The 16,181-nt window shown below is 45.6% G+C and carries 15 protein-coding genes; 10 read left to right on the forward strand and 5 right to left on the reverse strand.

Going from position 1 to position 16,181, the window contains the following annotated elements; genetic code table 11:
• The first annotated feature begins 162 nt into the window (after window positions 1-162).
• Complete coding sequence (locus MD535_RS15710) at window positions 163-1,494, forward strand: anaerobic C4-dicarboxylate transporter (RefSeq protein ID WP_265675971.1); 1,332 nt, start codon at window positions 163-165, stop codon at window positions 1,492-1,494.
• Window positions 1,495-1,608: 114 nt separating this feature from the next.
• Here MD535_RS15710 and MD535_RS15715 read toward each other — a convergent pair whose 3' ends face one another.
• Window positions 1,609-2,061: an Lrp/AsnC family transcriptional regulator gene (locus MD535_RS15715; protein WP_265675972.1), complete on the reverse strand. Its 453-nt coding sequence runs from the start codon at window positions 2,059-2,061 to the stop codon at window positions 1,609-1,611.
• Between the two features lie 142 nt (window positions 2,062-2,203).
• On the opposite strand from MD535_RS15715, the gene MD535_RS15720 reads away from it, so the two are divergent.
• The 6 genes from MD535_RS15720 (at window position 2,204) to MD535_RS15745 (ending at window position 9,292) form a co-directional block, all read left to right on the forward strand.
• On the forward strand, window positions 2,204-4,015 hold the full coding sequence (locus MD535_RS15720; protein ID WP_265675973.1) for a PLP-dependent transferase: 1,812 nt from the start codon (window positions 2,204-2,206) through the stop codon (window positions 4,013-4,015).
• A gap of 227 nt (window positions 4,016-4,242) precedes the next feature.
• Complete coding sequence (locus tag MD535_RS15725; protein ID WP_265675974.1) at window positions 4,243-6,045, forward strand: choice-of-anchor I family protein; 1,803 nt, start codon at window positions 4,243-4,245, stop codon at window positions 6,043-6,045.
• Window positions 6,046-6,230: 185 nt separating this feature from the next.
• Window positions 6,231-6,833 (forward strand): 2OG-Fe(II) oxygenase, encoded by a 603-nt coding sequence (locus MD535_RS15730; RefSeq protein WP_265675975.1) that lies wholly within the window; start codon window positions 6,231-6,233, stop codon window positions 6,831-6,833.
• A gap of 452 nt (window positions 6,834-7,285) precedes the next feature.
• Window positions 7,286-8,032, forward strand: a complete 747-nt coding sequence (locus MD535_RS15735) for a Crp/Fnr family transcriptional regulator (RefSeq protein ID WP_265675976.1) — start codon at window positions 7,286-7,288, stop codon at window positions 8,030-8,032.
• A gap of 70 nt (window positions 8,033-8,102) precedes the next feature.
• Window positions 8,103-8,456 (forward strand): hypothetical protein, encoded by a 354-nt coding sequence (locus MD535_RS15740; RefSeq protein ID WP_265675977.1) that lies wholly within the window; start codon window positions 8,103-8,105, stop codon window positions 8,454-8,456.
• A 53-nt stretch (window positions 8,457-8,509) separates the two neighbouring features.
• A complete protein-coding gene (locus MD535_RS15745; RefSeq protein WP_265675978.1) occupies window positions 8,510-9,292 on the forward strand; it encodes a hypothetical protein in 783 nt (260 codons plus the stop codon).
• A 105-nt stretch (window positions 9,293-9,397) separates the two neighbouring features.
• On the opposite strand, the gene napH is transcribed toward MD535_RS15745, so the two are convergent.
• The 4 genes from napH to MD535_RS15765 form a co-directional block, all read right to left on the reverse strand.
• Window positions 9,398-10,243, reverse strand: coding sequence for a quinol dehydrogenase ferredoxin subunit NapH (napH, locus tag MD535_RS15750; protein WP_265675979.1), 846 nt, complete (start codon window positions 10,241-10,243; stop codon window positions 9,398-9,400).
• A 2-nt stretch (window positions 10,244-10,245) separates the two neighbouring features.
• The gene (gene napG / locus MD535_RS15755; protein ID WP_265675980.1) at window positions 10,246-11,013 is read right to left on the reverse strand and encodes a ferredoxin-type protein NapG; all 768 of its coding nucleotides are present in this window, start codon (window positions 11,011-11,013) and stop codon (window positions 10,246-10,248) included.
• A gap of 330 nt (window positions 11,014-11,343) precedes the next feature.
• On the reverse strand, window positions 11,344-11,850 hold the full coding sequence (locus MD535_RS15760) for a bactofilin family protein (protein ID WP_265675981.1): 507 nt from the start codon (window positions 11,848-11,850) through the stop codon (window positions 11,344-11,346).
• Complete coding sequence (locus tag MD535_RS15765; RefSeq protein WP_265675983.1) at window positions 11,754-12,707, reverse strand: M23 family metallopeptidase; 954 nt, start codon at window positions 12,705-12,707, stop codon at window positions 11,754-11,756. Before MD535_RS15765 ends, MD535_RS15760 begins: the two co-directional genes overlap by 97 nt.
• Before the next feature lie 437 nt (window positions 12,708-13,144).
• On the opposite strand from MD535_RS15765, the gene MD535_RS15770 reads away from it, so the two are divergent.
• From MD535_RS15770 to MD535_RS15780, 3 genes are read left to right on the forward strand one after another with little or no spacing between them, the layout of a single operon-like run.
• The gene (locus MD535_RS15770) at window positions 13,145-14,101 is read left to right on the forward strand and encodes an HlyD family secretion protein (protein WP_265675984.1); all 957 of its coding nucleotides are present in this window, start codon (window positions 13,145-13,147) and stop codon (window positions 14,099-14,101) included.
• A complete protein-coding gene (locus tag MD535_RS15775) occupies window positions 14,102-15,028 on the forward strand; it encodes an ABC transporter ATP-binding protein (RefSeq protein ID WP_265675985.1) in 927 nt (308 codons plus the stop codon).
• The gene (locus tag MD535_RS15780) at window positions 15,025-16,125 is read left to right on the forward strand and encodes an ABC transporter permease (protein WP_265675986.1); all 1,101 of its coding nucleotides are present in this window, start codon (window positions 15,025-15,027) and stop codon (window positions 16,123-16,125) included. Before MD535_RS15775 ends, MD535_RS15780 begins: the two co-directional genes overlap by 4 nt.
• Window positions 16,126-16,181 lie beyond the last annotated feature (56 nt).

Below are 16,181 nucleotides of genomic sequence, written 5' to 3' on the forward strand. Positions count from 1 at the left end.
AATTTACACCTCATTCACGAATCTCACCTATAGAGTGACTCATCTTATAGAATTAAATTTCTAGCATAAGTTCAATACGTTATGTGATCTTACATTCAAATAACCATACAATAATAGGGGATAATTACTTCACTGTTACAAATTGTAAATAAGGAAATAGTGATGTTGTATCTAGAGTTTCTGTTCCTACTCCTCATGCTCTATATTGGCTCGAGGAAAGGCGGGATTGGTCTTGGCATTGTATCGGGTATCGGCTTAACCATTGAAGTTTTCATTTTCAAGATGCCACCAACCTCTCCGCCAGTCACCGTCATGCTCATTATTTTAGCGGTGGTCACCTGTGCGTCTATTTTAGAAGCCGCTGGCGGTCTAAAATACATGCTTCAAGTCGCGGAGAGACTACTGCGTAAAAACCCAAAACGCGTCACTCTCATTGCGCCATTTGTGACTTACAGCATGACGTTTTTACTTGGCACTGGACACGCGGTTTATTCCATTATGCCTATTATTGGTGATGTCGCACTTAAAAATGGCATCCGTCCAGAGCGACCAATGGCGGCGTCTTCCGTTGCCTCTCAGATTGCCATCACCGCGTCGCCAATTTCTGCTGCCGTTGTCTATTACCTCGCGCAACTCTCACAGATCCAAACCAATATTACCTTACTGTCTATCTTAATGGTGACCGTTCCTGCTACCTTATTTGGTACCTTGCTCATGTCGTTATACAGCATGAAACGCGGCAAGGAGCTTGATGATGATCCTGAGTATCAATCACGCTTAAAAGATCCGGAGTGGCGTGAGCGTATCCTAAATACCACAGCAACATCGCTTGATGAAGTCCTCCCAAGTTCTGCAAGAAACTCGGTATTGATCTTTTTGCTATCAATCGTTGTGATCGTGATAATTGCGATGGTACCTGAGATTCGCACCATTACAGACGGGGGCAAACCCATAAGCATGGCTGTGATCATTCAGATGATGATGCTCTGCTTTGGGGGCATTATTCTGCTTGCCACTAATACCGACCCACGCTTAGTCCCTAACGGCGTTGTGTTTAAATCTGGAATGGTCGCAGCGATTGCCATCTTTGGTATTGCTTGGATGTCTGATACGTATTTCCAATACGCAATGCCACAATTCAAATCGGGTATCGTCGGTATGGTCACGGACTACCCATGGACGTTTGCGCTTGCGCTATTTACGGTTTCTGTTGTCGTCAACTCCCAAGCCGCAACAGCGCGTATGATGCTACCCGTCGGCTTAGGGCTCGGGCTTGAACCCGCACTACTGATTGGTTTAATGCCTGCTGTCTACGGATACTTCTTTATCCCTAACTACCCTTCCGATATTGCTACGGTGAATTTTGACTCGTCTGGCACAACGAAAATTGGCAAGTGGTATTTTAACCACTCATTCATGAGTGTCGGGCTTATCGGTGTGGTTTCAGCCTGTTGCGCAGGCTATATACTGGGACAAATGGTGATTAGCCAATAGTCATCGACTAACGAAATAACATCGTTGGCTTTGGGTCTCCATCACCCAAAACCAACGATGAAGCATAGTGATAGCACTTAAGTTTGATCGTGCTTAAGTTTGATGATGTTTAAGCTAAATGGGCAGCTTCGTTTTACGCTTCACCTGACCAAATGCAAAACTGGATTCTATGGCTGCGATGTTCGGCAATCTCGTTAACTCTCTACGAATAAATTGCTCGTAGGTTTTCAAAGAACCACTCACGACATGAAGTAGATAATCGTGGTTTCCCGTCATCAAAAAGCACTCCAACACCTCATCGAGCTGCGCCACATGTTGCTCAAAATGCCGCATCTGTTCCTGCGTCGGCTTTTCTAATTTTACCAACACAAACACCGTTATTGGCAACCCGCACGCTTCTTGGTCAACACTGGCATGATAACCGTTAATTATACCGCGCTTTTCTAATGCCCTGACGCGACGTAAACAAGGGGAAGGTGACAACGATACTCTATCGGCCAGCTCTTGATTAGACAGCCGTGCATTACTCTGCAGCTCACTCAAAATTCTCTTATCTATATCATCCATGACCATTCTCGCAATTATCTATCAATCTTTACCGCTCATGCGCAATAATATTGCTTAACATTAGTACTAAGAGTGGAAACTCGCAATCATTCGCCACTGAGGATTTCTAGACTTTAAGGAGAACAGTCAAAAGGAACCAGACATGAACATCGCAACCCAACTGAGCCCACTACGAAAAACCACCAAGCATGAAAAAGCACAAACACTGGCCATTGAGCAAGCCAAACACTTTGGTATTGACCCAAACAGTGAATATGGCACGACTCTGGTCGAACTCGCGACCACGCTCTATCAAGCAAACAGTAAAACTCATGACTTATGGGCTATCACCGTTGATGGACTGTCTGAGCTCGACAAAAGCGACAGGATCGCCTGGTTTAATGCCAAACGCTTCTTATCCTTTCAGATTGCAAAAATTCTCGATAATTTGCAAAACCCTATGCGCTCCACGTACCAATCTATTGCCACCAACAATGGTCATTTTGCGTCGAAAGGTGCCTACCCAATATTCGATAATGTCTCGGCGATATTCTCCGCAAGCCCAGTGATTACTCGTACGGCAACCTACTTATTTGCGTGTACTGAATGGATTGAAGATGCCTTTAATGGTAAAGAGCCATTACATGACATTTACTCACGTTTGCTCAACCCAACGTCTATCGCGTTAGCCAATCATATGGTTGATATTGAAGCGGGCGAGCGAGCGAACGAATACCTAGCTTGGAACTTCAACTCAGGTATGGCTGCCATTGATGGCTTGTTTAGTCACTTGTTGGGTTATGAAGATATCGTGCTTTCTTCTCGTAATATTTATGGCGGATCTTATCAGCTACTAGAAGATTGGTTTGGCAAGTCTTCAAACCTCAATATTGCCGTCGAATGGGTCGATGGTTACGGGGGCGATGATTTCGCAACTCGCCTAGATGACATCACGGAGAAATACGCAGACCGCTTAGCCAAAGGGAAAAAAATCTACGTCTATTTAGAGTCGCCGTGTAACCCGCACGGGTATGTCTTAGATGTAGCCGCCATCAGCTATGAATCCCACCAAAGAGGATGGGACGTCATTGTCGATTCAACCGTCGGAACCCCTCTACTGCACCCGGTATTAAAACGCGATGATGTCATGGAGCGTCCTGACTTTGTTGTCCATTCGTACACGAAAGAGTTGGCTGGATCAGGCACCACGACGGCAGGGGTCGTCATAGGACGCAATGAAACCATGTTTGCGCCGAAAGGTGAGGACATTTCGTTTACTAAACCTAATGGCGAAGACGTGATTATTCCTTGGAACGAAACCTTATTCTGGAACGTCTACTACATTAAGGGGGCATTTCTTGATGCCGATAAAGCCTTTGAAGTACTTAACGGCATGAAAACCTATGAGATGAGGGTCATTCAAAAGACCATTAACACGCTAACGTTAGCCAAGTTATTTGACGCACATCCCGACATCAACGTCTCATGCCCAGCCCTTCCTGATAGTGACAATTATGAGCACTGCCAAAACAATATGTACCTAGGCTTGCCTGCTGCACTGTTTACGATTGATATGGAAGGAAACGGTAATCGCGCCCCTATCAATCGTGATGTATTTAAACAGTTCTTCGACATGCTTGAACCCGCCATTGGGATGCAAGTAAGCTTAGGACAAACCAATACCGTTGCGCTGTGCCCGGCCCTCACCACGCACTCTGAGCTCAGTGACGAAGCTCTGGTTGAATCTGGAATAAAGCCTACGACCATGCGAATCTCCATTGGACTGGAAGATCCTCGCATGTTCATTGCGCATATCATCGAGGCTGCAAAGTTGTCTATTGACCGCAAACACATGGACTTTTCTAGCCGCTTTCCTTGCCCCGACACCATTGACGAGATCTATATGCAAACCTACCTAGATGTCCACCAGCGATTTGCACACAGCCTACCTAGATTTACGTCGTTAATCGCGTAACCTTTACCGTAATAGTAGGAGTGTTGACGAGCACTCCTACCGAGCTAATTTACGCTTATCACTCGATAAATTAAGTAATTGAGCATTCTGTCACTCCGTTTCTCCGGGAGGGGCTTCATTGTTTTCCGTAAAAGTCACCAAAGCGTAACAAAATATGTTTATGGTCATCGAGCGCTCTGTTTTTGTTTATGAGCGTTATCCAAAGTTGCATTATTCACGGAGGAAACATGAATCGTCACTACCTTAAACTCACTGCGCTTACCGTCGCGATTACCGCTATGTCAGGCTGCTCAAAGCCTTCAGAAAATCATCAGTCTACTGAAGGTTTTAACGCAATCAACAGCTTCAACATTCAGTGTCAAGAGCAGCAACTCCCTAGCGAAACTGAAGCGACATTCAGCGGGTTATCATTAATCGGTACCTCCATCGCAAACGCCCCGTTTGCGACATCAGCGGCGGAAATTGTCAGTTACGATTCTTGTACCGATAAACTCTATGTCGTCAACGCCCAAGCGAAAAAAATAGATGTGTTATCACTTAATGAACAAAGCCTGCCTGAATCAACGGGTGTCATCGATCTTCAATCTGCCGCCAATCAATCTGGTGTCTCGATTGGCGCTGCAAATAGTGTCTCAGCACATCAAGGCTTAGTGGCTGTCGCTATAGAGAATGCGAACAAACAAGAGAATGGTATTATCGCCCTGTACCGCTCCGATACGCTTGCACTCATCACAACCTATCCCGCGGGTGCACTGCCAGATATGGTCAGCTTTTCAAAAGATGGCCGCTATATCGCAGCAGCGAATGAAGGGGAGCCTAACGCCGATTACTCCATCGACCCAGACGGCTCAGTGACGTTAGTGGATCTTAATTCTGGCCCGATGAACGCCGTCGTCACTCAAATCAATTTTAGAGATTTCAATATGGGGGGTAGCCGTCATTCTGAGCTCGACGCTCGCACCCGTATTGGGCACCCTAAAGCCAGCGTTGCACAAGACTTAGAGCCTGAATACCTGACATTTACCGACAATGGAAAGATCTTTGTTGCCTTACAAGAGAATAACGCCCTTAGTGCGATTGATGTGGGCTCCGCCACTGTCGACGCTATCTACGGATTAGGGGGGAAATCATGGCAAAGCGCGAAACTGGATGCGTCCAACAAAGATAAAATCGTCGGTAACTTACAGCACTACCCCATGCTCGAAGGGCTTTACATGCCAGACAGTATCGCCAGTTACACCATTAACGGCTCAACATATATTGTGACAGCCAACGAGGGCGATGGGCGTGAATACGGATTCGACACGACTCAACAACAATGTGATCAATTAGGTTACCAATGGGATGGTGACGACGATCAAAGCGTCAGTGATTATGCCAATAACAAGGACTTTTGTATCGCTTATAGTGACGAAGTGCGTGGCAAGAAACTCAATGTGGCGGCTGATCATCCTCTCGCTAGTGCACTCAAGGACAACACCCAGCTTGCACGCTTAAAAGTGATTAAGTCTGAAGGCGAGCTAGCCGCTAGCGACAAGGTTCAAGCGTTTGGCGCACGTTCATTTTCTATTTGGAGTGATACGGGAGAGCGAGTATTCGACAGCGGTGACGAGTTTGCGACCGTTGTCCTAAGCCAAGAGAAAGCCCACTTCAACAGCACAAATGACAACAATCACTCTGCCGACGACCGCAGTGATGATAAAGGGGTGGAACCTGAAGCCATCGATGTCGCGACAATCAATGGCCGCGCATACGCGTTCATTGGTTTAGAACGTCACGGAGGCATCATGGTGTACGATGTCACTGAGCCCGCTCAAGCGAAATTTCTAAAGTACGTCAATAATCGTCACTTTGAGGAATCGGTTTGTACCGAAGTCGACGACGGTGACTGTGACAATGACATCTATAATCCGAAAGCGGGCGATTTAGGTCCAGAATCCATTAAATACTTCACTCGCCAAGGTCAACACTTTATTGCCGTTGGCAACGAAGTCAGTGGCACGACCTCGGTCTATCGTATCGAATTATAGAGCTTCATCCTATAACGTTCGGGGTTCTATAATGAACATAAGACGATAAAGCCCTCTCCCCCTTGATGCCCCTATCAAGGGGGTTATCACCCTCTTCTACCGTGACGATAACAAACCTGAATTGATCGCTGTACTCGTTTTCTCTATAAAGCGCCCTCCTGTTTCTGACAACCACGGCGCCAATCATGCAAAAGCTAATCGACACCTTAGACTCCCAAGGTTATTACATCTGGGATGACTTTTTATCTCCAGAGCAAGTAGGCGCACTAAAAGAATGTTTGCCTGAAAATTGGAAGAATGCCTGTATCGGCCGAAACGATGAAGAAGTGCGAGAAAGCGCGATTCGCAGTGACAAGATCTGTTGGCTATCCAAGGATCTTGGTGAGCCTGTGCAACAGTTTTTAAGCAAGATGGAAATTATCCGCCAAGCCGCCAATCAAAACTTCTTTCTGGGGTTGTTTGAATACGAAGCGCATTTCGCAAAATATGAAAAAGGCGACTTTTACCAAAAACATCTAGACTGTTTTCGCGACAATGAAAACCGTCGTCTCACCACCGTGTTTTATATGAATGATGAATGGTCAAAAGAAGATGGCGGTGACTTAGTGGTTTACGATCTTAATGACAACGAGCTCACTCGCATTACCCCGAAATCCGGACGTTTACTGGTTTTCTTCTCAGAGCAATTTCCACATGAAGTTCTCCCAACTCAACGTGAACGCTTTAGCATTGCTGGCTGGTTTAGAACGAATGGCGTGAAAGATAACCAACTCGATATTGCGAACTAGCATTTTTCCTCTCCTTTTCGACCTTCTACCCACAGCGGTCGAATTGGAGGCTAATCCACGGCAAAACAAAGTCATGCTTTAATTGTAGGTTCACGTCCACTCTGCTTAACTTTACGCCAACTCTTTCATATTCTGCGCTTTCCACGCTTTTGATTCTTTGGTCGCGAGCTTCTAACTTAAGCCGCTTACTTCTTACTACTTACTACTTACTACTTACTACTAAAACTGGTTACTCCAGGAGCCAGAAACTACCCTTTCGGGCTATTTTCTCATTGTTATTGAGAAGTGTCCGCTAACGGATATTTCTTGTACTAGGTTGCTTTTATACTACTTGCAACATCAAGGCATGAGTACAAAACCTCGACAACGTAAGCGAAGCGAATACAAGGAGACTATACTTCAATGTAGAGCAGTATACTTCGTTATAAATCAGCCACTAGCGATGGTAGATTGTGATAGAGAAAACAGCGTTGATGAATAGTGGTGAGGAAAGCATGACCGACAATGTAGACAGTCAAAACCTAAGGTGGACGACGGAGCTTTCCTCGGCTTTAAAACAACAATTAGTCACACTTGCTAAGCGAAAACAGGTTGTAGAGCGGGATTTAGATAACTCTCGCCTCATTAATCAAGGCGTTAACTTTCTTGAACAAGGCACATTGGCGGTATGTATTCAAACACCAAACTTAAAAACCGCAAACTGTATTATTATCGGAAAAGGTGGTTGGTTTGGAAACTATATTGATAGTACATCGTCGTTATCGTCATTTGTTTTTATTGAAATAGAACCATGCACAGTGGTGAACTTTAATAATGAACAATTAAGAAATATTGCCCACAGTAGTCATGAAATATACAAATGGTTTTATTCGCTCACCTTTGAATCACGAGCGAAATGGCTGCAAAGCCAACTTATCAACAGTGAAACCCTTAATATTAGAGTGGTTTATCAACTCATAGAAATTTTAGCGCACTTAGACAAACATCGAACCTGCAATGAAATAGCGCTCTCGCAACAGCAGCTCAGTGAAATGACGGGGATTGCTAGGCAACGGGTCAATGAAGTCATGAAACAACTTGAACGAGAGCACCTTGTCGAGCTTAATCGAAGTAAGATCATCATTAATGATGTTTCGCAATTATCAAACCAACTGGATGGTATTGACCTAAGTATTAGAGACCCTCGCCACTTTCTCTAATCACTAAATGACATTAAAGACGCCTATCAGGATGACACCTGAGGGCTGCGTATAACCATAGGAAAATAACATGCCATATATCTATTCAATCGAAATTAAGACCGATGCACAAGATGACGTAAATAAAAAATTTCGGGATAACCAATTAAAAGGGGAAGTCATTGTTGATGAAGTGGGCAATATTTATATTTGTCCACAAATCAGCAATAAGATCTGGTCTACGTCCCCTAAATCTAGCCAACTTACCACTGCATTTGACTCGCAATGGGATCAAGTGATTGAAGAGACATTAGATTATATGACCAACCATTATTGCGTTACTGCGAACCATTTGACACCAAGATGGCAACATATTCTCAAGCCATTTCGATGCCCAAGGATGGCTTTATATATAAAAAGCCGCGATTTTTTTCTCACTAAATGATCACGCCTTTGCCTTACCTTACTTTTGCCTTTTATTAATTCGAGAACAACACTATGCATAACTTTCGTTCATTCGACATTTTTGTACTGCTTACCACTAGTCTCTTTCTTTATGGCTGTGGCGGGGGAGGCAGTGACGGCGGAGTCAACGTGACACCTGACATTGATGGATTCAAGGTGCAACAAGATCTGCATGTCTTCGATTATGTTTATGGCGGAAGTGACTTTTCAGTAACGCATGTCGTTGCCTACAGTAATGAAAACAGTCAGCAACGCCTAACCGAGCCGCACATGTTATTTAGTAGCAGTGCACGCTCAACGATTTCTTACTATTTTGATACGTTAAACAATCAAGAAATCACCATTGCACTGCTTGACCGCAATACACAACTCGTGAAAGCAAGCACGCAAATTATTGCCGACGCAGAACAACCTTATTGGGTCTTTGCTTTCGGCGATAGCAACACTAATAACTATTCACTGTATACCGTCCAAAGACCGGTTGTGACTCAATCTGAACAGACGGTACCCGTATTTGTCATTGATGCGTCTACGCCTAGTCAAAACACGGCATCGGATCTTTATCTGAATGGAACTCAAATCATCCAAGGGCTTGAGGGAAAAACACTGTCACAACCACTCACTGTGCCAAAGTACGCAGGACGTTTAACACTAGAATTGAAAAGAGAAGGACAGCCAAGTATTCAATGTCTTAATATTCAATCGACTAATTATCAAGCGATTGATAATACCTATGTTAACTGGGAAGAAAGTGCCTGGTTGATTGTCTTTTCACCAGACAGTCATTGCCATATGAAACCCATCAATTGGCAATAAATTCATTATTGGTAAAAGACTATCAGGGGATCTAGCAAAGACTGCCCGACACGAACAGAGTCCATCGGCTCTTGCCGTGTAGCGGTCTCATACCGTAATACCGGGTCAATCAGCTTTAGGTTTGACCTTAAACTCCAACACGCTGAGTGCACAAACATCAATACAGCGCCCACAACTGATGCAGTCCTGACTCATCACACGGCGATCGCCTTCCTTAAGCGGTTGCCTGAGCACATCCGGCTCGGGGCAAACGTTGTAGCAATCCATGCATTTTGTGCACGCTTCTCGGTGGGTTGCTTTTATACGAATGACACTCTTACGGCCAATGACGCCATAAGTCGCACCCAATGGACAAAGGTGCCCACACCAACCATGCTCAACCATGACTAAGTCTAGCAAGAACACTAATACGATAAGTATCCAACCGGCCCCCATACCAAACACTAGCCCACGATGCAGCGTCGCAACCGGGTCTACCCACGCCCATAGCAAGGAGCCAGAAACCGCACTGCCGAGTAATATGACTGGAATCAGCCAATAACGAATCTTAGGTGACCATTTATAACTTGCCTTTAAGTTGAGTTTTCTCCTCAACCATGCGGCGAAATCCGTCACTATGTTCAATGGGCAGACCCAAGCACAAAAGGCTCGTGGCGCAATAACCATGTAGAACACCGTAACAATGGTAACGCCAATCAGGGCATTCACTTCCGGCCAATGCCCGGTTGCTAATGTTTGCAGGAGCAATAGCGGATCACTAAGCGGAATCGTATCCAATAATAAGCTTGAGGAGAGGTTCCCCTTCAACACGCCCCATGTCGGCCCAATCATAAATAAAGCGATAATAGATAACTGACATACACGTCTTAGCAGCAAGAAACGATGAGCTTTCCACCAGCCCAATTCGCGAATGGCGTCCTTACCGGCATCTTTAGCGAGATTTTTAGCCATGACTATTTTCTCCCATCATTGATGCGAATATGCTCACTTGGCGCAATCTCTGGGGTTTCAGGAAACGTACCATCACGAAGCTCGACGTTCTCTTCCCAGCCAAGCTGATAATGGTCCCCCATATGCCCTTTCGCGAGCTCAATCGGTACCACTTTGATCACTGGCACTTCCGTAATACAAGCTTGCTCGCACTTACCACACCCAGTACACGCATCTGAATGTACAGTGGGGATAAACTTGGCGTGGTAGCCCGTACGCTGATTCCGTATTGGTTCAAGTGTTATTGCCTCATCAATCAGGGGGCACACCCGGTAACACACATCGCAGCGAAGACCTTGCCAATTAAGACACTCTTCATGATCAATCAATACAGCAAGTCCCATTCGGGAATCATCAATATTGGTCAACGCATGATCAAGTGCCCCACTTGGGCATGCCACGACACAGGGAATGTCATCACACATCTCACAGGGAATATCTCTTGCGGTAAAGTAAGGGGTGCCAGAGGCCACTGGGGAGAGCAATGTTGCCAATTTCAATGTATCGTACGGGCAGGCTTGTACGCACAGTCCACAACGTAAACAGGCTTCATAAAATTGTTGACCTTCCAGTGCGCCCGGTGGACGTATAGGGACGCCACCGCTGGTTTTAGCTTGGCCTTGCTTTGACTGCAAGCCTAGCAATGTGGCAGCCGCCCCAACGCCAACCGCCGTTCGGGCGGCATCTCTTAGAAATCGTCGGCGACTTTCCGAAGTTTTCGAACGTGACATCGTATTTGCCTCAACCATGCCCACTCATTTGCGTGAGCTATGCGTTCATCTCATGATATAAATCTAATGTGATTTAATTCGATTAACATTACTCTTTTTAGTAATACGCAAGGTTGCTTGATTTATATCAAAATAGTCGAGCCGCTTCGATCACACTGCCGACTTTTATCCGCAATTTCTCACCACTACGGCACCACGCGACTTACGAGTCACCCCACTTACGCGTCACCCAATTTACGCTCCACCCAATTACAGTCGAATTAGCCATCGCTCAGCTGAGCCACGAAAGTTAGCCCTAATGCGGGGACACAGGACCCGTCGTGTGGTTCACTAGGCGGTTTTCATATTATTGCTGTTTGAAGTTTTCGTATTATTGCCGTTTGAGGCTTTAATGTTATTGTCGTTTGAGGTTTTAATGTTGGTGCCGTTTGAGGTTTTCGTCCTATCAATCACCTTTTTGACACCAAGTTCGACCACTTCATTCTCGGCCAGCCCTGCCGTTTCGCCAAAAAAGCTACCGCCTGGATCAATACTTAGGTTGTTACTCCAGATTTTTCCTTTGACACTACCATTCGACAATATCTGAATATGATCGGCGTGGCAGTCCCCTTCAAACATCCCATTAATGACAACGTGCTTAGCAAAGACCTCACCTTTCACTCGCCCAGACTCTGCAATAACAATCGCGCCCTCAACATTCACTTGTCCATCGACATAGCCATCAACTTGGATATCATTCTCTAGTTTGAGTTTTCCGCTAATAGTACAGCCTTTGGCAATGAGAGTTGTAGTTGTTGCGCGGCTCGTTGTTCCACTGTTTTTACTAAAGATTCCCATCGTATTCCCCGTTCTTTCTCAAAAATATCTTCAAATTCGTTCACTCCCCAATCCACAAAGGGTTTTGGGTTTAACGCCCTGCCCACAAACCTCACTTCATAATGAAGATGAGGACCAGAAGACAAACCACTATTTCCTGAAAGTGCAATCAATTCGCCTTTATGAACAAACTGACCATTTTTCACCTTAAAACTCTTCAGGTGCGAATAAGAGCTAGAAAAGCCAAATGCGTGCTGAAGGCGTAAGAAGTTGCCTGAACCTTTACTACTTTTCCTTGTAACCTCAACTACACCATCAGCAGGTGCATAGATTTTTGTTCCCGTATTCACCGCAAAATCCAGTCCTCGATGCATCTTGGCTTTTTTGGTCACAGGATGAATACGCTTACCAAACTGCGATGACATACGCTGTTTACCCACTGGCGATCCACTGGGAATTTGCGTCAACATTGTCATACGCACATTAGAATGAATCGCCGCGGTGTTTAATCGAGAATCCAGCTCATGCACGCTACCATCTTGAGCAACACCGAGTACATTTTCTAACTCAGATAGCCTCTCAGACACATAAGTAATCCGCTCCTCACGTTCGGATAGATCTTGCTCTAAGGCCTGTTTTAAATGCTGTAGGTTAGTCAGTGCATTTTCCATGCTCTGAGATTCATTCGTCAGTTTGGCTTGCTCTAATTGCGCATCATCAACACTATTGTATAAATGCAAAATAAGGAGCATCGCGGACACTACGCCAACAGCGGTGACACTGGCTAAACTTTTAAGGCTGCGCCGCATCCGCTTGCTCAGTTGCCAATGCGTAGAGCCATTGATGGTTGAAATCGATATGGTTAGCTGGTCTTTCATGTATGTAACCGTCTTTTCCATGACTGAGAATAAGAGCACTAACGACGTGCGACATCACGAATAATCGTGATATTGCTCATTAACTTACTCAATCGTTTTGCTGGGTACTAGTCTAAAAAAAGTGGAAAATGTCAGGACGTGATTTGGTGTCAAATAATTAATAAAAATAATAAGTTAACCTTAATATCCACACCAAAAGAACCGCAACACTCTTCGTTTTGATTATGGCGACAAGCATCCACACTCTCGCTTACTTTACCCGACATCAATCCGCCTAAAATCCGCCTAAGAAACAAGATGGTGGACGCTCGCTGTCATAACCATCCATAATTGATTAATTAAAAAGTAGTCTCACATCATAACTTCATGAAAATTGGCTAGAAAACGACAAAAAGCCTTCTAATATTGATCCTATAACGACATAAAAAGGGCGCAATATGAAGCGGTTATTTCTCATCATTTTTCCATTGATTTTCACACTGTTGGGATGTCAATCTGAAGAGCAAAACAAAGCACTGGGCACACTTGAGCGTGACCGGATCACCTTTTCTGCCACCGCCAGTGAAATTATCCGTGAACTGCCTATTCGCGAAGGAAGCCTAGTCACCACAGGGGATGTGCTCGTCAAACTGGATACGAAACGCCAAGAAGCCATCCTTGCTCATGCTATCGCCGAGCAAGCTAAAGCCACAGCCTACTTACTTCGCTTAACCAATGGAGAACGACCTGAAGACATTGCCGCCGCCCAAGCAAAAGTGGACATGGCACAAGCGCGCTTAACGGAAGCTCAACAAAACTATTCTCGGGCATCAGAGTTGGTACGTAAAAAGCTCGCAAGCCAATCACAAAAAGATCAAGCCGTCGCTAACCGCGATGCCGCTCAGGCAGAGCTAAATTCCAGTCAAGAGGAATACTCTAAACTCACAGCCGGGACACGCCCTGAAGACATTGCCCAAGCGGAAGCCGCACTTGCCGCCGCGACTGCGGAAGTTGCACTGCAAACGCAACAACTCGATGAACTGACCATTGTCGCCACTCGTAATGGCGTTTTAGATAACCTCCCCTATAACCTAGGCGAACGAGTCCCCGTTGGCGCCTTTGTTGCGGTGGTGCTCGCTGATCGTATCCCCTATGCGCGTGTCTACGTTCCCGCATCCGTTCGCGTTAAATTTATTCCAGGTCTTGAGGTTAACGTTTATGTCGACGGGCTCGAGGCTCCCTTACCAGGAAAGGTTCGCTGGGTCGCGACAGATCCTTCTTTTACCCCATACTACGCACTCACAGAAGATGAAAGATCGCGCTTAATGTATCTCGCCGAAGTTGACCTTGGCAGTCAAGCTGAACTCCTACCAAGTGGGGTTCCCGCTCAAGTGGATTTAGAAGGGTTACAGTAGATGTCTGATATTGCCGTTTCAGCTCAAAACATGGTGAAAAAATTTGGTCACTTCACCGCGATCAATAACATTAGCCTATCCATTCCAAAAGGCAGTATTTATGGTTTTCTTGGTCCAAACGGTTGTGGAAAATCCACAACGATTCGCATGCTTACCGGGCTACTTAGACCCACGGCCGGAGAGATTGAGGTTCTCGGTTTGAGTATTCCTGAACAGTCGGAAGCGCTGCGACTAAAAATTGGTTACATGACACAAAAATTCTCACTCTACGACGATCTCACGGTCAACGAAAATCTGCAATTTATCGGGCAGATCTTTGGGATGACTGCGCAGCAACGTAAGCAACGGCTAGACGAACAACTCACGGTCTATGGATTAAGGAACCTTCAAAAACAACGCGTCAGCGGCATGAGCGGGGGACAAAAACAACGGCTCGCCTTAGCGGCTGCCACGATGCACAAACCCGAATTGCTGTTTTTAGATGAACCCACCTCAGCGGTCGATCCTGAGAATCGTCGAGAATTCTGGGAGCAACTGTTTGATCTTAGTGATCAAGGCACCACTATCCTCGTCACGACGCACTACATGGACGAGGCTGAGCGCTGCCATCGGCTCGCTATCATGGAAGCGGGTGAAATGCGCGCCGATGATGAACCAGAAATTCTAATGAGCAATATGGGTGTCAATATTGTCGAAGTCAAAGCCAACCAACTTCGAGCCCTGAAAGATAAAGTACTACAAAGATCCGAGGTACGTTCTGCCGCTCAGTTAGGGATCCGCCTGCGCATTTTGATTAACCAATCCGTTGTGGATCCTATCGGTTGGTTACGTAGCCAGTTTCCTGAACTTCAGCACGCCGAACTGACGCCCGCGAGACCAAGCCTTGAAGACGTCTTTGTCTCGGTAACAGGAGAGGGAAGACAATGAAAAGCCTATCTCGAATAAGCGCCATCATGGTGAAAGAAATTCGTCAGTTATCACGCGACCGAATCACCTTTGGCATGGTTGTCATGATCCCTCTCATTCAATTACTGCTTTTTGGCTTTGCCATGAATACTGATGTCAGAAACATTCCCATCGCGGTTGTCGACCAAAGTGGTTCTGTTCCTGGAAGAATCATTACCGAAGCGATTAAAGTGACTCAAGTCGTCACGGTTAAAACCCACTACGCGACCGTTACTGAAGCAGAAGCCGCCATTAAAAAAGGTGTGGTTCGTGCCGCGCTAATTCTCCCTTCCGATTTAGGGCAGCGCATTACCCATCATGACATACTAGGCCAATGGCTGGTCGACGGTTCTGATACCATGATCAGCTCAGCATTACTTGCACTTCAGACCATGCCAATTAAGGCTTTTTCTATTGCTGGCTATCAACCAAATCAAGCCAAAACCTTTGAGGCAACGCTACTCTACAACCCCAGTCGTCGCTCCGCTGTAAATATTGTTCCTGGACTTCTTGGCGTCATTTTAACGATGACAATGATTTTATTTACCAGCGCGGCAATCGTTCGAGAACGTGAACGCGGAAACTTAGAGCTGTTGATTACTACGCCTATTCATTCTCTTGAACTAATGGTGGGAAAGATCGTCCCCTATATCTTTATTGGGCTGCTTCAAATCTTTATTATTCTCGGACTTGGTTATGTTATTTTTAACGTCCCAATCAATGGGGCACTTAGTCAAATATTGCTCGGCAGTTTACTCTTTATTGCCGCCAGCCTTACCTTGGGGCTGGTCATTTCCACCATCGCACAAACTCAGCTACAAGCGATGCAAATGACCGTATTCATCTTGCTGCCTTCCATTTTGCTATCCGGTTTTATGTTTCCCTATGAAGCCATGCCAGCCGCCGCTCAGTGGGTCGCAGAAGCGCTCCCTGCCACCCATTTTATGCGCATGATTCGTGGCATCATTTTGCGCGGCGCCGATTTGACCGATGTTTGGAGAGACTCGCTTTGGCTAGCATGCTTTACGTTAGTTGGGATGGCCGTCGCAGCGTCTAGATTTAAGAAAAGCTTGGATTAACCGCTTGTTATATCGCCCTATTTTCAAGCACACTATTTTGCTGACCGCACGAAAAA

Origin of the sequence: Vibrio qingdaonensis (genome assembly GCF_026191675.1) — a bacterium.
Classification (GTDB): domain Bacteria; phylum Pseudomonadota; class Gammaproteobacteria; order Enterobacterales; family Vibrionaceae; genus Vibrio; species Vibrio qingdaonensis.